Source organism: Geodermatophilus sp. URMC 63 (genome assembly GCF_053502565.1).
The window spans coordinates 2,209,944-2,230,855 of record NZ_CP199956.1 but is presented as its reverse complement, the minus strand read 5'-3'; the positions used below and the strand labels follow the sequence as shown (position 1 = coordinate 2,230,855).

19 protein-coding genes, 1 tRNA gene and 1 pseudogene are annotated in these 20,912 nt (G+C 73.5%); 14 read left to right on the top strand and 7 right to left on the bottom strand.

Annotated features, from left to right (window positions below; translation table 11 throughout):
- Positions 1–564: 564 nt before the first annotated feature.
- From ACWIZO_RS10800 to ACWIZO_RS10785, 4 genes are all read left to right on the top strand, one after another.
- Positions 565–762, top strand: a complete 198-nt coding sequence (locus ACWIZO_RS10800) for a hypothetical protein (RefSeq protein ID WP_448642452.1) — start codon at positions 565–567, stop codon at positions 760–762.
- Positions 759–2,204: a M28 family peptidase gene (locus ACWIZO_RS10795; RefSeq protein ID WP_448642451.1), complete on the top strand. Its 1,446-nt coding sequence runs from the start codon at positions 759–761 to the stop codon at positions 2,202–2,204. Before ACWIZO_RS10800 ends, ACWIZO_RS10795 begins: the two co-directional genes overlap by 4 nt.
- Before the next feature lie 887 nt (positions 2,205–3,091).
- Complete coding sequence (locus ACWIZO_RS10790; RefSeq protein WP_448642450.1) at positions 3,092–3,427, top strand: histone-like nucleoid-structuring protein Lsr2; 336 nt, start codon at positions 3,092–3,094, stop codon at positions 3,425–3,427.
- A 723-nt stretch (positions 3,428–4,150) separates the two neighbouring features.
- A complete protein-coding gene (locus tag ACWIZO_RS10785; protein ID WP_448642449.1) occupies positions 4,151–4,903 on the top strand; it encodes a class I SAM-dependent methyltransferase in 753 nt (250 codons plus the stop codon).
- Between the two features lie 607 nt (positions 4,904–5,510).
- Here the strand turns inward: ACWIZO_RS10785 and ACWIZO_RS10780 are convergent.
- Complete coding sequence (locus ACWIZO_RS10780; protein ID WP_448641050.1) at positions 5,511–6,791, bottom strand: IS110 family transposase; 1,281 nt, start codon at positions 6,789–6,791, stop codon at positions 5,511–5,513.
- A 405-nt stretch (positions 6,792–7,196) separates the two neighbouring features.
- Between ACWIZO_RS10780 and ACWIZO_RS10775 the strand changes: the two genes are divergently transcribed.
- The 5 genes from ACWIZO_RS10775 (at position 7,197) to ACWIZO_RS10755 (ending at position 11,826) form a co-directional block, all read left to right on the top strand.
- Positions 7,197–7,270: transfer RNA gene (locus tag ACWIZO_RS10775), tRNA-Arg, on the top strand.
- A 665-nt stretch (positions 7,271–7,935) separates the two neighbouring features.
- The gene (locus ACWIZO_RS10770; protein ID WP_448642448.1) at positions 7,936–8,868 is read left to right on the top strand and encodes a TRADD-N-associated membrane domain-containing protein; all 933 of its coding nucleotides are present in this window, start codon (positions 7,936–7,938) and stop codon (positions 8,866–8,868) included.
- 377 nt (positions 8,869–9,245) lie between these two features.
- Positions 9,246–9,566: a GNAT family N-acetyltransferase gene (locus tag ACWIZO_RS10765; RefSeq protein WP_448642447.1), complete on the top strand. Its 321-nt coding sequence runs from the start codon at positions 9,246–9,248 to the stop codon at positions 9,564–9,566.
- A gap of 84 nt (positions 9,567–9,650) precedes the next feature.
- The gene (locus ACWIZO_RS10760; RefSeq protein ID WP_448642446.1) at positions 9,651–11,024 is read left to right on the top strand and encodes a cryptochrome/photolyase family protein; all 1,374 of its coding nucleotides are present in this window, start codon (positions 9,651–9,653) and stop codon (positions 11,022–11,024) included.
- Positions 11,017–11,826 carry an Fpg/Nei family DNA glycosylase gene (locus ACWIZO_RS10755; protein WP_448642445.1) on the top strand — a complete coding sequence of 270 codons (810 nt, stop codon included), beginning with the start codon at positions 11,017–11,019 and terminating at the stop codon, positions 11,824–11,826. The genes ACWIZO_RS10760 and ACWIZO_RS10755 overlap by 8 nt, the downstream gene beginning before the upstream one ends.
- 80 nt (positions 11,827–11,906) lie before the next feature.
- On the opposite strand, the gene ACWIZO_RS10750 is transcribed toward ACWIZO_RS10755, so the two are convergent.
- Positions 11,907–12,218, bottom strand: a complete 312-nt coding sequence (locus ACWIZO_RS10750) for a putative quinol monooxygenase (RefSeq protein WP_448642444.1) — start codon at positions 12,216–12,218, stop codon at positions 11,907–11,909.
- 83 nt (positions 12,219–12,301) lie between these two features.
- Between ACWIZO_RS10750 and ACWIZO_RS10745 the strand changes: the two genes are divergently transcribed.
- Positions 12,302–13,690 carry an FAD-dependent oxidoreductase gene (locus ACWIZO_RS10745; RefSeq protein WP_448642443.1) on the top strand — a complete coding sequence of 463 codons (1,389 nt, stop codon included), beginning with the start codon at positions 12,302–12,304 and terminating at the stop codon, positions 13,688–13,690.
- Here the strand turns inward: ACWIZO_RS10745 and ACWIZO_RS10740 are convergent.
- A complete protein-coding gene (locus ACWIZO_RS10740; protein WP_448642442.1) occupies positions 13,687–14,748 on the bottom strand; it encodes an inositol monophosphatase family protein in 1,062 nt (353 codons plus the stop codon). The genes ACWIZO_RS10745 and ACWIZO_RS10740 overlap by 4 nt on opposite strands.
- Positions 14,749–14,829: 81 nt before the next feature.
- Here ACWIZO_RS10740 and ACWIZO_RS10735 point away from each other — a divergent pair, with 81 nt between their 5' ends.
- Genes ACWIZO_RS10735 through ACWIZO_RS10720 form a run of 4 tightly spaced genes read left to right on the top strand, consistent with a single transcriptional unit; the run spans position 14,830 to position 17,746 of the window.
- Positions 14,830–15,804: a glycosyltransferase gene (locus tag ACWIZO_RS10735; protein WP_448642441.1), complete on the top strand. Its 975-nt coding sequence runs from the start codon at positions 14,830–14,832 to the stop codon at positions 15,802–15,804.
- Positions 15,798–16,709, top strand: coding sequence for an SMP-30/gluconolactonase/LRE family protein (locus ACWIZO_RS10730; RefSeq protein ID WP_448642440.1), 912 nt, complete (start codon positions 15,798–15,800; stop codon positions 16,707–16,709). Before ACWIZO_RS10735 ends, ACWIZO_RS10730 begins: the two co-directional genes overlap by 7 nt.
- Positions 16,710–16,748: 39 nt before the next feature.
- Positions 16,749–17,156, top strand: a complete 408-nt coding sequence (locus ACWIZO_RS10725) for an IS630 transposase-related protein (protein WP_448640932.1) — start codon at positions 16,749–16,751, stop codon at positions 17,154–17,156.
- Complete coding sequence (locus ACWIZO_RS10720; RefSeq protein WP_448642915.1) at positions 17,153–17,746, top strand: IS630 family transposase; 594 nt, start codon at positions 17,153–17,155, stop codon at positions 17,744–17,746. Before ACWIZO_RS10725 ends, ACWIZO_RS10720 begins: the two co-directional genes overlap by 4 nt.
- A gap of 25 nt (positions 17,747–17,771) precedes the next feature.
- On the opposite strand, the gene ACWIZO_RS10715 is transcribed toward ACWIZO_RS10720, so the two are convergent.
- The 4 genes and pseudogenes from ACWIZO_RS10715 to ACWIZO_RS10700 form a co-directional block, all read right to left on the bottom strand.
- Complete coding sequence (locus ACWIZO_RS10715; RefSeq protein ID WP_448642439.1) at positions 17,772–18,425, bottom strand: tetratricopeptide repeat protein; 654 nt, start codon at positions 18,423–18,425, stop codon at positions 17,772–17,774.
- Between the two features lie 30 nt (positions 18,426–18,455).
- Positions 18,456–18,551: pseudogene (locus ACWIZO_RS10710) on the bottom strand (tetratricopeptide repeat protein); the annotation flags it as partial.
- A 185-nt stretch (positions 18,552–18,736) separates the two neighbouring features.
- A complete protein-coding gene (locus tag ACWIZO_RS10705) occupies positions 18,737–19,927 on the bottom strand; it encodes an ABC transporter permease (RefSeq protein ID WP_448642438.1) in 1,191 nt (396 codons plus the stop codon).
- A complete protein-coding gene (locus ACWIZO_RS10700) occupies positions 19,924–20,853 on the bottom strand; it encodes an ABC transporter ATP-binding protein (protein WP_448642437.1) in 930 nt (309 codons plus the stop codon). The genes ACWIZO_RS10705 and ACWIZO_RS10700 overlap by 4 nt, the downstream gene beginning before the upstream one ends.
- Between the last annotated feature and the right edge of the window lie 59 nt (positions 20,854–20,912).

The following is a 20,912-nucleotide window of genomic DNA, read 5'->3' as shown; positions in this document are numbered from 1 at the left end:
ATATGCAACATCCCGCACCGACGCATAAACAAGACGTCGCGGAATTACAGAGACCTAAGTGCGGGGGTTACAGGACGGTCCGAAGTCGAGTCCGGGTAGTGGTCAGGAAGCCTGACGAGCAGCGTGGGCAGGGCCGGATGCTTCCGGGACTCCCCGCAGAGCCCGTAACTTCCACGGTGAGGTCTCTGTAGTAGGTAGATCTACGTTTACTCCAGACCCGGCGCTTGCGCCGCCCCGGCTGGGGCTTTGGCCAGCCGTGATCTGCCTTGCGTTACCCACACCATTCGGTGTCCGTACCAGCAACCCCTTAGCATGTTGAACGATGCCTACCCCTCCGGCGGCTTATGCATCGCCCTCGACCGACAGTCCCGTCGGTGACGCATCGGTGACGCTTCGGTGACGTCTTCACGTCAGAGTAGGCAGCGAGAATAGGGCCTCGGGTGACCGTGGGAACGACATCTGGGTTCGTACCTCATAGCAATCCTGCGTGTCGAGATCGAATGGGCACCAGTCGACGTGGCAGGCACTGAGGCTCCGCATCAGCGACTCCTACAGCCAGGTGGCATGTTACGTAAGGAGGACATGGACATGAACACAGAAGACCTTACTGGTGTTTACACGTATCGCAGTATGCTGAACCGTCCGGAGCCCGTCGGGGATTTCATTAAGATTCGGTTCGCCGAGGCGTTGGGCACCGGCGCCGGGAGCGCCGAAGCCGTGCCTGCCGCTGCGAAGCCGACCGCGCCGGAGTGGTCGCTGTGACCGCGGCGGCCGTGCCTCCCGGGAAGGTGCTGGAGCACCTCGAGGTGTTCCAGGCCATCGCCACCGCCAACAACGGCAACCGGGCCTCGGGCACGTCCGGCTACCGGGGCAGCGTCGACTACGTGGTCGGCAAGCTGAGGGCCGCCGGCTACGCCCCGCGGGTCCAGACCTTCTCCTTCCCCTTCTTCCAGGAGGTCAGCCCGGCCACGGTCAGCGCGGGCGGCAGGCAGCTCCCCGCCGCCGACGTCGCGGTCATGACCTATTCCGGCTCCGGGACCGTGACGGCACCGGTGCAGGCCGTGGGAACGACCGGCGAGAAGGCCGCGAGCACCAGCGGGTGCGAGGCCGGGGACTTCGCCGACTTCATGCCGGGGAACATCGCACTGCTCCAGCGAGGCACGTGCCCCTTCGGGGTGAAGGCCGCCAACGCGGCGGCCGCCGGGGCGTCCGCGGTGCTGATCTTCAACACGGGACTGCCCGGAGCGGAGGGGGCGATCGCCGGCACCCTGGGCGACCCGGGGGTGACCACCGTTCCCGTGGTCGGCCTGAGCTACGCCGCCGGGGTCGCCCTGCTGGGCGGGGGCGAGGTGACGGTCCGCACGCAGACCGTCTCCGAGAGCCGGGAGACCTTCAACGTCCTCGCCCAGACCCGCTCGGGGAACCCGGAGCGCACGGTCATGGTCGGCGCGCACCTGGACAGCGTCCCGCAGGGCCCCGGGATCAACGACAACGCCTCCGGCTCCGCGGGGATCCTGGCCATCGCCGAGGTGCTCGCAGGCACCGAGACCGCCAACGCCGTGCGCTTCGCCTGGTGGGGCGCGGAGGAGTTCGGCCTGCTCGGCTCCCGCCACTACGTCGCGGACCTCAAGACCAACGATCCCGCCACACTCGGGAACATCGCGCTGTACCTGAACTTCGACATGATCGGCTCCCCGAACCACGGCCGCTTCGTCTACGACGGCGACGCCTCGGCGTTCGGCCCGGACGACGGCTCGGTGCCCGCCCCGGCCGGCTCGGCCGTGATCGAGGCGGCCTTCCACGAGCACTTCGGCTCTCTGGGCCTGGCCTCGGGCGAGACCGAGTTCAGCGGCCGCAGCGACTACGGGCCGTTCATCGCCGAGGGCATTGCCTCCGGCGGGCTCTTCACCGGCGCCGAGGGGATCAAGACCGTGGAACAGGCCGCGCTGTTCGGCGGCCGGGCCGGCATCGGCTACGACTTCTGCTACCACGCGTCGTGCGACGACCTCAGCAACATCGACCACCGGGCGCTGGACGAGATGACCGCCGCGGCCTCCGCCGTGGTCCTGCGCTTTGCCGACTCCCCCCTGGACCTCGAGGAAGAGGGCCGGCAACTACTCGCCGCCGTGGCGCCCGTACCCGCCGCCACAATCGACCAGGGACACGGCCCGAGCAACGCCGCCGAGGCGAGCCAGCCGCACTGAGGCGGTCACGGTGGGGCCGACTCGACCCAGAAGACGATCACATCGGGAAGCCTTTCCCCGGTCGCGGCATACACGGCGTCCGGCCACGGGGTGCGGAAGAAGACGAAGGACCTCCCCATCACCTGTTACACGGCATTGCCGTGCGCCCCGTGGACGACGGTGACGTGCGGGAGTCCCCGCGCGAGGTCGTGCACGTCCTCTACCCGTGCCGGCCGATCAGCGGTCACGCCGGGCAGCGTAGGGAGCGGATTTCATGGCCGTGTAGGACGGCGGACCACGGGTCGGTGGCCGAATGCCACTCCAGGACCCATCCCCCTGGCCTCCACCGGTCGGGCGGTCGAGCCTACCAACCCGGCGGACACAATTACGAGATTCCGATGCCAAGGCACGGCGTCGACGGATCACTCGGACAGGACGGGAGGAGGCGGCCGGCCACGCCAGCCAGCGCCCCTGCGATCAGCAGCAGCCGATGGCCCCGGAGTGCAGAGCCGACCGGTCGAACTCCGCAAGGCCGATACTGCTGTGGCCAGCGGCGCGGGCGTAGTCGTTGGTCATGCGCCGGTACTGGCGAGGATGCCTCGAGCCCACTGGACCGGCTGGGGCTCCAGCTCGTCGGCGTCGAGCTCGTCGTGGGTGTGGATGTGCGCGTCGAGCCAGTGGCATCTCCCGGACAGGCTAATGTTAGGGGGCTAGTTCACCACAGAGGTCTCCTGGCGGAGGAAGCGGAAGATCTCTGAGTGGTCTCTCCTATTCACAGCGTGAGCTAGAGGGGCAATACGCATAACCGCTGCCACTCTGAGCACTTTTCTCACCGCGTGGAGTGATATAGGCCGCACGACTGATCTGTGGCCTTGACTGGGCAACGGATACGCGGATGATCACGGCTCATGGCTACCAAGACTTCCGTCGTCCTCATCGACGACCTGGACGGCGAGACCCGCGCCGACACCACCGTTAGCTTCGCTCTGGACGGCAGGAGCTACGAAATTGACCTCTCGGACAACAACGCTGCCAAGTTCCGCGACGCTCTGTCGAAGTACGTCTCGGCGGGTCGTAAGTCCGGCTTGGCGAGTAGGGGCCGGGCTGCTGTTCGTCACACGACCACCGACTCGGTCGACCCCGCGGCTGTCCGAGCTTGGGCCAAGAGCCAGGGCATCGCTGTTTCTCCGCGCGGTCGCATCAGGAGCGACGTGGTCTCACAGTTCCGGGCCGCCGGCAACTAATGGTGCGGCGAGCCACCCCTGGGTGCTTACTCACCCTGTGACGCCTTCGGCAGGAGCAGGCGACCTCCCAAGGCGCTGAAGTCGGTCACCCGTAGCCCCGTGTCGACGGCAACTGCCGGCACGGGGCTTGACGTTGCACCGATGCGATCACCGAAGACCTGCAGCCGCGGCGCTCCACCGGGCCGCTGCTTCCGACCCGGTCGAGCTCGGACATGGACCGCCGCTCGGTGCACCGCAATATCGCCACCGCCGCTCAGGTCGCCGGCATCCGCAGATCCATCGGCCCCGCATGCCCTGCACCGCACGGTCGGCACCGTCGGGCTCAAGCAAGGCATCCCGCTGCGGAACGTGCGGCGCTTGCTTCGCCACGCCCGTCCGGAGACCACTCCGAGCAGTTGAGACATCACCGGCGAGGCGCTGGAATGCCACGTCTCCCGATCGCTGGGTTCCTCGCCGGCTGGGTCCGCTGAGCCGAAGACCAGTCCGGCGCGGAGCCGTGTCTGTCGTTGAGCGGCCCACCCTGGGACACCCCTGTCGCCGCTGGGCGCGGCGGAGATGGTGGGTCAGCACCTACGTGTCGGCGAGCCCCGGGCGTGAGGTCCGCGCACCGTTCGAGCCACTGGCGGCCAGGCCGGTAGCCCTCCGCGGTCTTGTTGTGCAGGACGAGCACGCCGGCCTCCTCGAGGTTCTCAGGGGACGGCGGCGCCGGGCATGCTGCGCGGCATGGGCACGCACCAGGCGGCCAACCGGACCGCGTGGACCGGCTTCGCACCCGCCTATGCCGTGGCGGCCGAGCGGCACTGGACCGCGACCGAGCCGACCTGGGGCACGGCGGGCCGGCCGGAACGCGAACTCGGTCTGCTCGGCGACGTGCGCGGGCTCGACGTCCTCGAGCTCGGCTGCGGAACGGCGTACTGGTCGGCGTGGCTGCAGCGGTGGGGCGCCCGCCCGATCGGGCTGGACCTGACCCGTGCGCAGCTGGCCACCGCCCGCCGGATGCAGGCCGTGCACGGGCAGCGCTTCCCGCTGCTGGAGGCCGACGGCGAGGCAATCCCGCTGCGCGACGGCTGTGTCGACCTGGTGTTGTCCGAGTACGGCGCGAGCATCTGGTGCGATCCGCACCGCTGGCTCGCCGAGGCCGCGCGCGTGCTGCGCCCCGGCGGTCGGCTGGTGTTCCTCGTCAACGCCTGGCTGGCCGTCCTGTGCCAGGACGAGGTCGGTGGCATGTCCGACCGGCTGCGCCGCGACTGGCGGACACCCCGCCGCATCGAGTGGGCCGACGACGGCAGCATCGAGTTCCAGCGGCCGCCCGGTGAGTGGATCGCGCTGCTGCGCGAATACGGCTTCGAGGTCGAGCGGCTAGAGCACCTGCTCGCCGACCCGGACGTCGACGTACACGAGCTGTGGGCTGACACGCCCGACTGGCCGCGTCGCTGGCCGCCCGAGGAGGTCTGGCTGGCACGGCTCCGCGGCTGACCGCCCCTCGCAGTTGTCGCGATCCCGCGTCCGTGCGGGCACAGACATCCACCCACCGTCGTCGGTGACGAGAGGGATCGTTCGGGGCGTTGGCCGGGTTGGCCGGAATGTCCCTGAGGCCGCCTTTGGGGACAGTGGCGTCGCCGAGGTGACAGCCCCGTTGAGGGCCGCCGGATACCAAGACCCACTGCGCGCAGGAGCGCGTCAGTGGTTCCGTCCTGGGTCTGGACGACTCGCCGCGTCCGCAGTCCTGGCCGCTTCCCCACAACCGGCGCTCCTCCGGCTGTCGCAGGACGGGGGAAGGGTGGGCCGCAGGCCCATCCCGCAGGGACCAACCTATGAGGTCGAGGTCAAGTCCGGGGTTGGGGTGGTGCGGGCAGGGTGGGGTGGCTCGGCCGGTGTCCCGATCGAGCTGATCTCGGTGGTAGGTGTGCGCTGCTGCGGGCGGTGCCCGGTGCCCGTCTCCGGCCCTACGTAGCGTCAAGCGGGTTGTTCCCGACAGCCTTCATCCGGGCTTGATAGGAGACGGGCGGGGCTGCCCAGGGTCCCTTGCGGGATGTGATCCCGACGCGCATGCGGGCTCGCCCCGCCCGTGACCAGCAGGCGCTCAAGCTGCCGGGACGGCCTCCCCTGCGGCGCGGGTGGTGCCGGCGGCGATCGCCGGATCCCACGGGGTGCCGGTGGTGATCACCGCGTGCAGCTGGCGCAGCAGGCTGCCGGCGACCGCGACCCGGGCCTGGGCGTCGGTCAGCGGCCGGTCGGGGCGGCCGACCAGGTGGGCGTAGCGGGCGGCCAGCACCGGGTTGTGGTGCAGCGCGGGAAAGATCGCCCGCCAGGCGGCCAGCCGTAGCCGGGCCCGACCGCGGCCACTGATGGCGGTCTTGCCCTGGTAGCCGCCGGAGGCGTTGTCCCGCGGGCAGAGCCCGGCGTGCTTGACCAGCGCGCGGGCACTGGGAAACCGGCGCGGGTCGCCGGTCTCGGCCAGGATCGCCGCCGCGCCGACCGCGGAGAGCCCGACAATGCTGGTGACCAGCTCGGTCAGCCCCAAGGCGTCGAGGACGGCGCGCATCCGGGCCTCGACGACGGCGAGCTCGGCGCGGGCATGAGCCAAGTCCTCCAACGCGAAGCGGACCCGCTCCAGCGCCCCGGCGCGCTGCTCAGCCACCCCCAGACCGGCCTGGGCCGGGTCGGTGGCGGCGGCGAACACCGCCCGCACGATCGGCGAGTGCCAGCGCGCGGTGCCCTGCCGCGGCAGTTCGCGGCGGACCGCGGCAGCGAACCGAGACCAACCCGACCGACGGATCACACCCAGATCGCCGGTGTCGCCCACCCGGTCGAGCACGACGGTCACCGCGGCCCGCCAGCTGGCCGACTCCAGCGGCTCGACCGCCGCGCCCAACACCACCGGCCAGGCGCACTCGAGCAGGTCACGGACCTGCGCGCCGGCCGCGCCGGCGGCCAGCACCAGGCCGGCGCGGCGAGCGCCCAGGTGCCGCAGCCGGGCCCAGGCCGGCTCGGCCCGCTCGGGCAGGTAACAGCGCAGCTCGGTGACCAGCCGGGCGATGATCACCGCGTCGGAGTCGTCGTTCTTGTTCCGGGTGAAGTCCTCCGCCTCCCGGGCCCGGCCGACCAGCAGCGGCTGCACGCACACCAGCCGCACACCGGCCTGATCGGCGATCTGGTCCAGCACCCGCCATCGGTGACCGGTCGGCTCACAGGCCACCACGACCGAGGAGAAACCCGCCGCGGCCGCCTGGGCCAGCCCCCAGGCCACCGCCTCGGACAGCTGCCAGGCCTTCGCGCGGATCGTGCGCCGAGCGATCACCGCCGAGTCGGAGTCGCACAGCGCGCAGACCTGTTTGTCTGCGGCCAGATCGAAGGCCAACACCGCCGACTCCCGGGAGACCACCGCCCTCAGTTGGGCCAGCCTCTCGTTGCGCCGACGGTCACCACGCGACAGCCGACGGACACTACCGTTGGACACGACATCCTCCTGATGCGGTTGGGACACCAAGCCCGTCGACCCCATCAGGGGGATGTCTCAGACCTCCACCGCTCAAGTCGTTACTACGCGGAGCGCCCTTCCGGCGACCGAGACAGACGGAAGACTGCCGCCGGGTGGGAGGCGGCACCTCCAGCATCGGCACGGCGTCCTGAGGCGGAGAGGTCCAAGGCGCGACTGGTCGTGCTCGCGGGCATCTGGTCAGCAGCCAGTCAGCAAAATGTCCGTCAAGGGCCGTCGACACTACTCAGCAGCTCGACACAACACTGCAGGTCAAAGCCGTAATGAGCGACCGGAGCCCAGGTCACGAGCACGCCTGGATCGGTTTCCTAAACCGTGTGTCGCAGGTTCGAATCCTGCCGGGGGCACCGCGGAGATGTTCGGCAGAGGCTCGTCGGAGCCCGCCGGCCGCGGTTGTGGCGTCTTCGAGGCCCATCTTCTCCGCGCTCCCACTCCTCGACGACTCCCCGACGACGAGCCGTCCGTCGACCTTCACGATCGCCTCGCCGACCTCGTGCCGGCTCCGCGTCAGGTCCACCCGGCGGGCGCGCAGCCCGACGACCTCGCGTCAGCGCAGGCCCGCGGGGAGCGAGCACCAGCCGGCACGAGGGCTCCTCGGCGCCACGAGCGTCCCCAGCCGCACACAGGACGGGTCGGACGGACCGCGCCCTGCACGGTCGAGGCAGGACCCGACCGTGTACCCACCCCCGGACTGACGCGACGACCTCGCAGGGACCTCGCCGTGACGCCAACGTGATGACCGGGTGACGGGCGCCGGTGCACGTTGGTCCAGGCGAGGCGACCCACGCGCATCGCCGAGGGCAGTCGTCCGGGAGCTCCTGCAGCGAAGCTGCGAGACCTGAGCGGCGACACGTCGAGCGCCCGATCTCGCCAGCTACCCCAGGCGTCCTCGTTGTTGGAGGAAGCAGTGACCATGAGTCAGGAACCCCACCACGAACCGTCGCAGGAGCCAGGTGGAGATCCCTCGCGCGACCGCGCTGCGGGGACCGGGCGCTCGGCCGGACAAGTGGTGAAGGACGTCGTGTCAGGTATCTCGGGCGTCGTGACACCAAGCGCTCCGGTCGAGCCGAGCCCAGAGGAGAAGGCCCTCCCTGGACGGTCGACCTACTACTCCTGGTACGACTCCGCGGCATACCAGCGCACCCGGGCGAAGACCACACCAATCAGGATCGGCGTCTGGCTCTTCAGCCTCACCGCAGCTGCGGTGTATCCCTTCCGCGGCCTGCTGGGGATCCAGACACCGGCGGCAGCCGGACTGGGAGCCATCGTGTGCGCCATCGTGGCCATCGCTCTCGGAGCCACGAGCTCGATCATGACCCTCAACGCCCAAGCGAGATACCAGCAAGCGGTCACGACGGGCGAGCTGTACTCGGCCATCGAGAACACCGAGGACTTCACGAGCCTGCCGGACTTGCTCAAGCTGAACCGCAAGGCGATGGAGACCTATCAGAACCTCTCCGTCCGTCAGGCCACCACCTCCTTCCGCATGGCCGAGGCGGCGATGGCCATCGGGCTGCTGGTGCTCGCTGCCGGGATAGTCCTGTCCCTCTCGGCGAACAGTGCGATATCGAAGATCGCATCGGCCGGACTGGCCACCGTGGGAGGGATCCTCTCCGGGTTCATCAGCCGGACCTTCATCAGACTGCACGAGAACGCCATGAGGCAGCTGCACACGTACTACGAACAACCGCTCATCAACAGCTACATGCTGACTGCTGAGCGGCTGACGCAGAATCTGGATGCCGCTCGAAGAGGCCAGGTCGTCGAAGACATCATCAGGGAGGCCCTCGCTCGTTCGATCCCGAAGCAGTCGGCGATCGGGCATCCGCTCGGCGGACGTCGAACAAGGCTGCGTAAGCCCACGGAGGTCCAAGAGGAGACCGGGGAAGGACGAGCAGCTGCACCGACGTCTGAGGCGTCATCCGACACGCCACGACGCTGACGGTCCACGTCCAGGCCGAGACGCCGGAGCGACTGGTCACCGTCTCGGCTCATCCGGCGCTGACCGCAGCCTCACCCCTGACCAGCGGTGTGCAGTGACCGGAGGGACGGCCCGCCGCTGAACTGGCCGCCGTGGTCGATTCCATCGCCCGGGACGGACTCGCGAGGGTCTTCTGGCGACGGTCCGGCGAGGCCGAGTCCCGTCACCGTGCCCCGGAACACGCCGGGAACGGCCTCCTGCCGCCCCCGGCAGGCACGACCTCCGGGTGACATCTGCTCTCGGAGGAAACACCGGGCGGCTGCGAGGCGTTACCTTTCCAGTTGCACATCGAGCCCCGGGCAATGTCGCCCGGAGCCATGCGGAGGTGGAACGCGACGATGGAGACCACGGTGGTGGACGTCCCCGAACGGGGGCGCTTCGAGGTGCGGATCGGCGACCGGGTGGTCGGCCTGGCGAGCTACCACGTCCAGAACGGCACCATGGCCCTGCCGCACACCGAGGTCGACCCGAGCATGGGTGGCCGCGGTATCGGCAAGCTCCTCGTCAGCCGCGTCCTCGACGCGGCCCGCGAGCGCGGGCTCACCGTCCTCCCCTACTGCTCCTTCGTCCGCCACTACATCCAGCAGCACCCCGAGACGCTGGACCTGGTCGCCGACGACGACAAGCCGCACTTCGGCCTGGCCACCGTCGACCACTGACCTCCCGGCGATGACCCGGCGATGACCCGGCGATGACCCGGCGATGACCTGCGGCGCCGCGCTCCGTTGCCTACCGTGGCGCTGGTGCCCACCGCCATCGTCTGGTTCCGCCGCGACCTCCGGCTGAGCGACCACCCGGCGCTGGTCGCCGCCTGCGAGTCCGCCGGCGCGGACGGCACGGTCGTGCCCGTCTTCGTCGTCGACCCGCGGCTGTGGGAGCCCTCCGGCGCCCCCCGCCGGGAGTTCCTGCGCGGCTGCTTGGCCGACCTGCGGGAGCAGACCGGCAGCGCGCTGGTCATCCGCTCCGGCGACCCGGCGCGCGTCGTCCCCGACCTGGTGCGGGAGACCGGAGCGGGCAGCGTGCACGTCTCCTTCGACGCCGGCGTGTACGGCCGGGCGCGCGACGCCGCCGTCGCGGAGGCGCTCGGGGAGGTCCCGTTCGTCCGCACCGGCTCGCCCTACGGCGTCACGCCCGGCCGGCTGCTCAAGGACGACGGCACGCCGTTCAAGGTCTACTCGCCCTTCGCCCGCGCCTGGCGCGCCCGCGGCATCCACTCCCCCGCCGGGCGACCCGACGACCTGCGGTGGGCCGACGGCGTCCCCACCGAGGACCTGCCGCCCGCGCCGGACCTCGGCGGCACCGTGCTGCCCCCCGCCGGGGAGCGCGCCGGGAGCGACGCGTGGGCGCTGTTCCGCGACCAGCGGCTGCTCGGCTACGCGGCCTCGCGCAACACCCCCGGCACCGACGGCACCAGCCGGCTGTCGGCGCACCTGAAGTACGGCACCGTGCACCCGCGGACGCTCTTCGCCGAGGCGCAGGCCCTCGGCGAGGAGCACGCCGAGGCGGTGGACAAGTTCACCGGCGAGCTCATCTGGCGCGACTTCTACGCCGACGTCCTCTGGCACCGCCCCGAGACCGCCCGCGAGCCGTTCAACCCCGAGATGGCTCGGATGCAGTACGACACCGGCCCGGTCGCCGACGAGCACTTCGCCGCGTGGGCGCAGGGCCGCACCGGCTACCCGATCGTCGACGCCGGGATGCGCCAGCTGCACGGTGAGGCCTACGTGCACAACCGGGTGCGGATGGTCGTCGCGTCGTTCCTCTGCAAGGACCTGCACATCGACTGGCGGCGCGGCGCCCGCTACTTCCTCGACCACCTCGTCGACGGCGACCTGGCTAGCAACCACCACGGCTGGCAGTGGGTCGCCGGCACCGGCACCGACCCCTCGCCGTACTACCGGGTGTTCAACCCGACCCGGCAGGGTCAGCAGTTCGACCCCGACGGCGCCTACGTGCGGCGCTGGGTGCCCGAGCTGCGCGACGTCCCCGACCGGTACCTGCACGAGCCGTGGACCATGCCCGGCGGGCCGCCGGAGGGCTACCCGCTGCCGGTCGTCGACCACGCCGAGGAGCGCCAGGTGGCACTCGCCCGCTACCAGGCGGTGCGGGATGCCTGAGGGGCACACCCTCTACCGGCTGGCGAGGGAGCAGTCGGAGCTGTTCGCCGGCCGGCCGGTGCACGTGACCAGCCCGCAGGGCCGTTTCGCCGCGGGGGCGGCGCTGCTCGACGGCCGCGTCGTCGAGGAGGTCACCAGCCACGGCAAGCACCTGTTCGCCGACTTCGGCGGCGACGTCCTGCACGTGCACCTGGGCCTCTACGGCACCTACACGACCGGCATCGGCGACCCGCCGGCCCCGCGCGGCGCGCTGCGCATGCGCTGGGTCGCCGACGGGCCGAAGGGCGAGGGCGTGTGGACCGACCTGCGCGGGGCCACGGCCTGCGACGTCCTCACCCAGCCCGAGGTCGACGCGGTCCTCGACCGGCTGGGCCCCGACCCGCTGCGCACCCGCCGCGGCGGGCCGCTGTCGTACGCGCGGGTCGGCCGCAGCCGGACGGCGGTCGGCGCGCTGCTCATGGACCAGTCCGTGCTGGCCGGCGTCGGCAACGTCTACCGCGCCGAGATCCTCTTCCGGCACCGGATCTCGCCGTTCCGGCCCGGCCGCGACGTCGGCGAGACCGAGTGGCTGGCGCTGTGGGACGACCTGGTGGTGCTCATGCGCGCCGGCGTCCGGCTGGGCCGGATCGTGACGACCGAGCGAGCCGACCGGTCCCGCCGCTCGGGCGCGGTCCGCCGGGAGGACGCGCACTACGTGTACCGGCGCACCGGGCTGCCCTGCCGGCTCTGCGGCACCGAGGTGCGGACGGCGGAGATGGTCGGCCGCAACCTCTACTGGTGCCCCGTCTGCCAGGCGGTGTGAGCGTCGAGATCACGCGATCTCGCACGCCATGGCCGACCGGGACGTACGAGATCGCGTGATCTCGACGGGAGGGCTGGGCCTCAGAGGGCGCCCTTCGCGGGGTCGCCGGCGGGGACGGCGTCGAGCACGGTGACCGCCGGCGCGCCGGTGAGTTTGCCCTCCAGGCGGCCCGACAGCGCGGTGAGCGCCTCGGCCTTGCCGTGGGTGGCCAACGCCTCGGGGCTCTCCCACTTCTCCACCATCACCAGGGCGCCGTCGCGGCCCTGGTGCAGGGAGTAGCGCTCGCAGCCGGGCTCCTCGTGCACCCGCGGCACGGTGTCGAGCACCGCCTGGCGGACCTCGTCGGCGTGCTCGGGCTTGGGGCTGATGGTGGCGACGACGACGACGGACACGGGCGGTCCCTCCTGCGGTGGGTGGTCGGTGGGCCGGGTGGTGACCTGGCGCACGACCGCCCGGTCGGGCCAGGATGCCAGTCATGGCCGATGACGGATTGCTCACCCCGGAAGACGGCAGGCCGCTGCGAGTGGCCGTCGTCGGCGCCGGGCCCGCAGGCATCTACGCCGCCGAGGCGCTGACCGGCCGCGCGCCCGTCCCGATCGCCGTCGACCTGATCGACCGGCTGCCCACCCCCTTCGGCCTGGTCCGGCACGGCATCGCCCCGGACCACCCGAAGATGCGCGCCATCCGCGACACCCTGCACCGGGCGCTGGACCACCCCGGTGTCCGCTTCGTCGGCAACGTCGAGGTCGGCACCGACATCACCCTCGACGAGCTGCGGGCGCACGTCGACGCCGTCGTCTACACCTACGGCGCCGCCCTGGACCGGCCGCTGTCCATCGACGGCGAGGACCTCCCCGGCAGCCTCGCCGCCACCGACCTGGTCGCCTGGTACTGCGGCCACCCCGACGCCGACCGGGCGCGCGTGGAGGCGTCGCTGGCCGGGGTGCGGCGGGCCGTCGTCGTCGGCGTCGGCAACGTCGCCCTCGACGTCGCGCGGGTGCTGTCCCGGGTGCCGCGGGAGCTCGAGCCCACCGACATGCCCCAGCACGTCCTCGACGCCCTCGCCGCGACCCGGGTCGAGGAGGTGACCGTCCTGGGCCGCCGCGGCCCGGCGCAGGCCTCCTTCACCACCAAGGAGCTCGACGAGCTCGGTGAGCTGGCCGAGGCCACCGTGCTGGTCGACCCGGACCAGCTGCCCGGCGAGGGCGACCCCCCGCCGCCGGACCGGCTGGTCGCCCGCAACATCGACGTCCTGCGCCAGTACGCGGCCCACACCGCCGAGCCCGGCCGCTCCCGGCTGGTCCTGCGCTTCTACCGCCGGCCGGTGCGCCTGCTCGGCGCCGACCGGGTCACCGGCGTGGAGGTGGAGCGCACGACGGTCGACGCCGACGGCCGCGCCACGGGGACCGGCGAGTACGAGGTGCTGCCCGCCGACCTGGTCGTCCGCTCGGTGGGCTACCGCGGCGAGGGGCTGCCCGGCCTGCCGGTCGACCAGCGCAGCGGCACGGTCCCCAACGAGGACGGCCGGGTGCTGCGCGACGGCGCCCCGTCACCCGGGGAGTACGTGGCCGGCTGGATCAAGCGCGGGCCCACCGGCGTCGTCGGCACCAACAAGCACGACGCCCGCGAGACGGTGGCCTCCCTGCTCGCCGACGTCGGGTCCGGCGTCATCGGCCCGCACGGCGACCGCGACGACCTGGTGCGCACGCTGCAGGCCCGCGGCGCCGAGCCGGTGCTGCTGGAGGACTGGCGGGCCATCGACGCCGCCGAGGTGGCCCTCGGTGCCTCCCGCGGGCGGGCGCGCACGACGCTGCACGAGCGCGAGGCGCTGCTCGCGGCGGTCCGCGCGGCCGCCGGGCGCTAGCCCAGCACCGCGGCGGTCAGCTCCCGGGCGGCGTCCTCGGTGGCCGCCGCCGCGAACCGGATGAGCGTCTCGGTGTCGGGCCGCAGCCGCAGCGGCGCGCCGTCGGGAGTGAGCGCCACGCCGCCGGCCGCGGCCAGCACGGCCAGCCCGCCGGCGACGTCGTGCACGTGCGTGCCGCCGCGGTCGAGGTTGTGCCACGCGCCGGCCGAGCCGTCGGCGACCAGGCAGACGTCGACGGCGGTGCAGCCGGTCACCCGCACCCGCCGCGCGGTCGAGGGCACGAGCACGCCGCGGCCGGTCGGCGCCGTGGGGGCGACGAGCGTGGTGCCCGGACGCGCCCGCGCCGGCACGCCGTCCCGCCGGGCGCCGGCTCCCTCGGCTCCCGCCCACCGCCGTCCCGAGGACAGGTCGGCCACCAGCCCGGCCACCGCCCGCCCGCCGTGCACCAGCGCCGCCGAGAACGCCCACGGCGGCAGGCCGGCGCGGAAGTTGCCGGTGCCGTCGAGCGGGTCGAGCACCACCCACGGCTCGTCGTCGCGCACCCTCCGGTCGGAGCGCTCCTCCGACAGCACGGTGACCCCGAGCGGCGCCATGCACTCGGCCGCGGCGGCGTGCGCGGCCTCGTCGGCGGCCAGCGACCAGCTGCCGTCGGCCTTCCGCGTGTCCCCGCCGCTGTCCCGGGCGAGGGCAACGGCGACCTCCACGCGGGTGGCGGCCAGCGCCGCGAGGTGCGCGAACCGCTCGGTCAGCGGCGCGTCCGCCGGCGGCGGCGCGACCTGCAGGACGCGGCCGGTGCCGTTGTCGCGCACCTGCGAGCAGCCCCAGTCCGAGGCGACGGCGAGCAGCGCGGCGCGGCCGGTGACGTGCGTGGACCGGTGGACGACGACGGCCTCGGTGGTGCCCTCGTCGGTCCAGTGCCGGCGCAGGAGCGCGGCGGTGCCGTCGCCGACGAGCAGCCGGGCGCCCGGGTCGAGCAGCTCGGGCGCCAGCGCCGCCGGGCCGACGCCGAGCAGCCCCGCCGCGGCCCGCAGGTCCGCTCCCGACACAGCGACCCGCATGCTGCCCGTCTCCGCCACGGTCCCCCGCCTCCCGCCGCCGTCCTCCGCACGGTAGGCCCCCGCGCGGGGTAGGGCCCTGCCGTGCTCGACACCCCCGCGCGGCAGCAGCGCCGCACCGGCCTCGACGACGTCGACGTCGTCTTCCTCGTCCACCGCGAGCCGCCCGACCTGCTCGTCCGCCACCACGCCGCGGTCGCGGCCGACACCGGCCCGGGCTGGCGCGGCCGGGCGCTGCTGGTGGAGAACGCCGCCGCGCCCGCGACCTCCGCCGCCGCCCGGGACCTGCTGCGCACCCGCCACCCCGACGCCGACCGGGCGGTGCTGACCTCGCCGCGCAACCTCGGCTTCGCCCGCGCCATGGACCTGGCGCTGGACGCCTGCCGGGGCCGCTACGTCCTGCTGGTCAACTCCGACGGCGAGCCCGAGCCCGGCATGCTCCGCCGGCTGGCCGAGGTCCTCGACGCCGAGCCGACGGCGATCTGGGCGGCCCCGGCCGTGCACGGGCCCGGCGAGGACGACGACCCGCCCGGGCCGCCGGTCGCCGTCGGCGAGCTGAGCGGCACCGCGCTGCTCGTGCGCCGGGCGGAGTTCCTCGCCGCCGGCGGCTTCGACCCGCTGTACTTCTTCTACAACGAGGACCGCGACGCCTCCCGCCGGCTGCGCGCCGCCGGGCACCGGCTGCTGCGGGTGCCCGAGGTCCGGTTCCGGCACGGCAAGGAGGGCCGGGGCGCCCGCGGGGTCCTCCTGCGCGAGTGGCACTACGCCCGCACCGTGCAGGTGCTCGTGGTCCAGCACGCCCGCCGCCCGCTGCCCGAGGCGGCCGCCCTCCTCGGCCGGCGGGTGCGGTCGGTCGTCCGGCACCTGCGCGACGGCGACCTGCCCGGGGCGGCCGGCATCGCCCTGGCCTGCCTGGAACTGCCGCGCGGGCTCCTGGTCGCGGCCGCCCGCCGGCGCCGGCCCTGGGACGGCGAGCGCCTGACCGCCTGGCTCGACCGCGCCCGCCGCCACGTCGAGGTGCACGCGGACCGACCAGCGGGCACCCTCCCCGCGTGCTGACACTGCGCGCCGGACCCGCCGCCCCCGCCCCGGCCGACCACGGGGAGGGCCCGGTCTGGGACGCCGACCGGGCCGAGCTGCTGTGGGTCGACATCGCCGCCGGCCGGCTGCGGCGGGCCGCCGTCGACGCCGCCGGGGAGCTGACCGAGACCGGCTCGGCGCGGGCCGGCGACACGGTCGGCGTCGTCGCCCCGGCCACCGCCGGCGGGTGGGTGGCCGCCGCGGGCGGGGGGTTCACGCACGTCGCCGAGGACGGCACCGCCCGCGTGCTGCTGGACCTCCCCGGGGAGGGCGGCGGCCCCGACGACGGCGGCACCCGCATGAACGACGGCGCCTGCGACCGGGCCGGGCGCTTCTACGCCGGGACCATGGCCTTCGACGAGCGCCCCGGCGCCGGCGCGCTCTACCGGCTCGACACCGACGGCACCGTCACCACCGTGCTCGACGGGCTGACCGTCTCCAACGGCCTGGGCTGGTCACCCGACGAGCGCACCGTCTACCTCGCCGACTCCGGCCCCGGGCTGGTGCACGCCCACCGCTACGACCCGGGGAGCGGCGCGTTCACCGACGGCCGGGTGCTGCTCGAGACCGGTGGCCCCGACGGCGTCGCCGACGGGCTCACCGTCGACGACGAGGGCTGCCTCTGGACGGCGATGTGGGGCGGCGGGCAGGTGCGCCGCTGGTCCCCGGAGGGCGAGCTGCTCGCCGTCGTGGAGGTGCCGGTGGCGCACACCTCCAGCTGCGCCTTCGCCGGGCCCGGCCGCGACCTGCTGGTGATCAGCACGTCACGCGGCGAGGAGCCCGAGCCCGACGCCGGGCGGTTGTTCACCGTGCGCCCGGGCGTCACCGGACCGCCGGCGCAGCCCTATCGCGGCCCCCTGGCCGGCCTGCGCCACGTCGTCTGACAGCGGTGTGCTGGTTGCTTGGTGGAGTAGGCCTGAGGCATGCGGGCGTACTCGATGGATCTGCGTGAGCGGGTTGTTGCCGCAGTCGATGGCGGGATGACCCAAGAGCGGGCGGCAGTGACCTTCCGGGTGTCGGTCAACACCGTGGGCCGATATCTGGCTCGGCGGCGGAACACCGGCAGCTTGGCCCCGACCGCGCAGCGGCACGGGCCGGTGCCGGCGAAGAAGCAGCAGCTGCAGGCCTGGCTGCCGGATCGGCTGGGTGCGGCGGCCGATGCCACCCTGGCCGAGCATGTCAGCGCCTTCGCCAGCCAGCGGGGCGTGGTGGTGTCGGCGGCGACGATGTCCCGGGCGATCGCCGCGCTGCCGCCCGACGAGCCGGATCAGGCGCTGACGCCGACCGGGCGGCGGCGGCGGCCGGGTCGGCCGCTGAAGTCAAAAGCCTGAGCGCCACCGAGCGCGACGAGACCGCGCGCGCTCGGTGGCACCGCGAGGTGGCCACCACCGATCCGGCCCGGCTGGTGTTCGTCGATGAGTGCGGCACTCACACCTCGATGACCCGCCGCCGCGCGCGGGCGGTGCGCGGGGTTCGGGCGCGCGGCGCGGTGCCGCGTAATCGCGGTGCGGTGACCACGTTGATCACCGGGCTGGCGTTGTCGGGCATGAGCCCGGCGATGACGGTGGAGGGCGGTACGACCGCGGCGGTGTTCGCCGCCTATCTGCAGCGGGTGCTGCTGCCGGCGCTGCGGCCCGGGCAGGTGGTGGTGGTCGACAACGTCGGCGCGCACAAGCCTGAGCGGATGCGCGCGCTGGTCGAGGCCGCGGGCTGCCGGCTGGTGTTCCTGCCCGCCTACTCGCCGGACTTCTCTCCGGTGGAGGAGGCGTTCAGCAAGATCAAGGCCCTGGTGAAAGCCGCCGGCGCGCGCACCCGCGCGGCCCTGGATGCGGCCATCGCCGTGGCGCTGGCCGCGGTCACCGCCACCGACGCCGCTGGCTGGTTCGCCCATGCCGGCTACTCCACCCACCAAACCACCTGAAGACCGCTGTGAGCGCGCGGACCCCTCAGCTCTCGCGGAGCAGCTGCAGCGCGGCCGCGGCGAGCTGGTCGCCGGCCTCGGCGCCCCGCTGGAACTCCTCGGCGGCGCCGGCGAGGTCACCCCGGTCGGCGAGCAGCACACCGAGGTTGTGGTGGCAGTACACGTCGCCGGCCGCGACGCCGGCCCGGTAGGCCTCCTCGGCGGCCTCGTCGTCGCCGAGCTCCTCGCGGTAGAGGTTGCCCAGCGGCAGCCAGGCCACCTGCTCGCCCAGCTTGGCGCCGCGCTCGAGCACCGCGCGGGCCTCGACGGGACGGTCGGTGCCCAGCAGCAGCGCGGCCAGGTCGGCGCGGGCGGCCGCGAAGTGGCCCGCACCGGCCCGCAGCCGCGGCTCCAGCGCCGGGTCGAGGGTGGCGCACCACTCCCAGCAGGCGGCGACGGCGTCGGCCTCGTCGTCCCCGGCGGCGGCGAGTTCCTGCGCGACGCGCAGGGCCTCCTCGCGCTCCCCCTGCTCCCGCAGCAGGAACGCCAGCTGCAGCCCGCCCTCGGTGTCGCCGGCGTCGGCGGCGCCCCGGTAGGCGGCCATGGCCCCCGCGAGGTCGCCGAGCTGCTCGAGCGCCAGCCCGAGGTTGCGCCAGGCGTCGGGCTCGCCGCCGGCCAGCGCGACCGTGTAGGCGTCCACGGCCTCCGACCAGCGCTGCTGCGCGGCGAGGCTGTTGCCCAGGTCGTAGTACCCGGTGGCGTCGCCGAGCGCGGCCGCCCGGCGGAAGCACCATTCGGCGTCGGTGTGCCGGTCGGCGTCGGCCAGGTCGCAGCCCAGCTCGATGCAGCTCGTCGGCGTCCTCGGAGGCCTGCAGCCGCCAGAGGCGCGCGTCCAGGTCCTCGGTCATGACGCCGATGATGTCGGCCCTGACCTGCACGCACGCCCTCCGTCGGGGTGAGGTCACCCCAACGTGTCCGGTGCTGCTCCGCGCGGGTGTCCCCCGCGCGGGCTCAGGCCCGACCGGCCCGCAGCGCCTCCCTGAGCTTGGTCTTCCCGCTGGTGCGCAGCAGCGCCCCGGAGTAGACCCGCCCGCCCAGCCGGACCACCAGCGCGATGGCCACGAGCATGAGGACGACGGCGACGACGACCTCCCACGCGGCCACCTCACCGGCCGCCTGCCGCACCGGCATGACCATCGGGGAGACCCCGGGGACGAACGACGTGACCGTGGCCAGGGTCCCGCCGGGGTCGCCGGCCGCCTGGATCGCCACGATGAAGCCGACGAAGAGCACCAGCGACGCCGGCGCGAGCACGCTGCCCAGGTCCTCCTGCCGGCTGACCAGCGACGCGGCGACGGCGAACAGCGACGCGAACAGCGCGTAGCCGAGGAGGTACCAGAACAGCACCCAGCCGACCGTGCCGAAGAGGTCGCCGGGCACGTCGACGACGTCGAACACCAGCGCCCCGCCCACGCCGATGACCGCGATGAGGGCGATCTGCGCCAGCCCGAGCGCGCCGAGGCCGAGGATCTTGCCCGCGAGCAGGTGCCAGGGACGCATGGTGGCCAGCAGCAGCTCCACGACCCGGCTGGACTTCTCCTCCACGACGCCCTGGGCCACGAACTGGCCGAACAGGATGATCAGGCTGTAGAGCAGCACCACGCCGACGATCGCCACGACGGTGCGCTGCCCGGCGGCCGGGGACGTCTCGTCCAGCGCCGTGACCGACACCTGCGGCAGGTCGCCGGGGTCGATGCCGGCGTCGGCCAGCACCCCGTCCAGCGCCACCGCGCCGACGGCGCCGGAGACCAGCGCCTCGAGGGTCGAGTCGGACTCGCGCACCACCAGCTCGGGGTCGGCACCGGTCCCGCCGAGCACGGCGGCGTCGACGTCCTCGTCCTCGACCGCGGTGCGCGCGGCGGCGTCGTCCCCGAACTCGACGACGGTGACGTCGAGGTCCAGCGCCTGCCCCTGGGCCTGCAGCGCCGGACCCAGCCGCCCCGCGTCGCCGACCACGCCGATGCGGCTCTCGTCGCTGCCGGAGTTGACGACGACCTGGAACACCAGGACGCCGAGGATGATCAGCAGCATCACGGCCGAGCCGACGAGGAAGGTCTTGTCGCGCAGCCGCGTGGAGATCTCGCGCCTGGCCACCAGCCGGATCAGGGCGCCGCTGCCGAGCGGGCGGCCGAGCGCGCTCACGCGGCCACCTCCGCCCGTGGGGCCGGCTGCACCGCGGGGTCGGCGACCGCCTCGCGGAACAGCTCGACCAGGGTGGCCTCCCGCCAGGCGAAGTGCGTCACCCGGCCGGTGCGCAGCGCGGCGGCCAGGACGGCCTGGTCGTCGGCGCCCTCGGCGAGCTCGAGCACCGTGTCGCCGGCCCGCTCGGAGACCACCCGGACGCCGGGGACGGCACCGGCCCAGCCCGGGGCGGCGTCGGGGGCGACGACGCGCAGCACCCGGCCGGACTCGCGGCGGCGCAGCTCCTCGACGGTGCCGCTGGCCACGATGCGGCCGCGGGCGAGGATGCCGACGGCGTCGCACAGCCGCTCGACCAGGTCGAGCTGATGGCTGGAGAACACGACCGGCACCCCGGCACGGCACTGCTCGAGCAGCGCCTCGGCCAGCGAGTCGACCCCGACCGGGTCCAGGCCGGAGAACGGCTCGTCGAGGATGAGCACCTCGGGCCGGCTGACCAGCGCGGCGGCGAGCTGGACCCGCTGCTGGTTGCCGAGCGACAGCTCCTCGACGCGGGAGCGCCGGCGCTCGCCCAGGCCCAGCCGGCCGGCCCACTCCTCGGCGGCGCGCGCGGCCGCCGCGGCGTCGAGGCCGTGCAGCCGGGCGAAGTACGTCAGCTGCTCGCCGACCCGCATCTTCGGGTACAGCCCGCGCTCCTCCGGCATGTAGCCGACCCGGCGCCGCGCCTCCTCGTCCAGCGGCCGGCCGCGCCACCGGACCTCGCCGGCGTCGGCGCGGGCCAGGCCCATCGCGATGCGCATGGTCGTCGTCTTCCCGGCGCCGTTCGCGCCGCAGAAGCCGAACATCGAGCCGGGAGCGACGGTGAAGCCGACGCCCTCCAGCACGTGGTGGTCGCCGTAGCTCTTGTGGAGCCCGTCGAACTCGAGCACTGCCCCTCCGTCCGCTGGTCCCCGTGCGCGGCCGACGCTAGCGACCGGGACGACGGTCC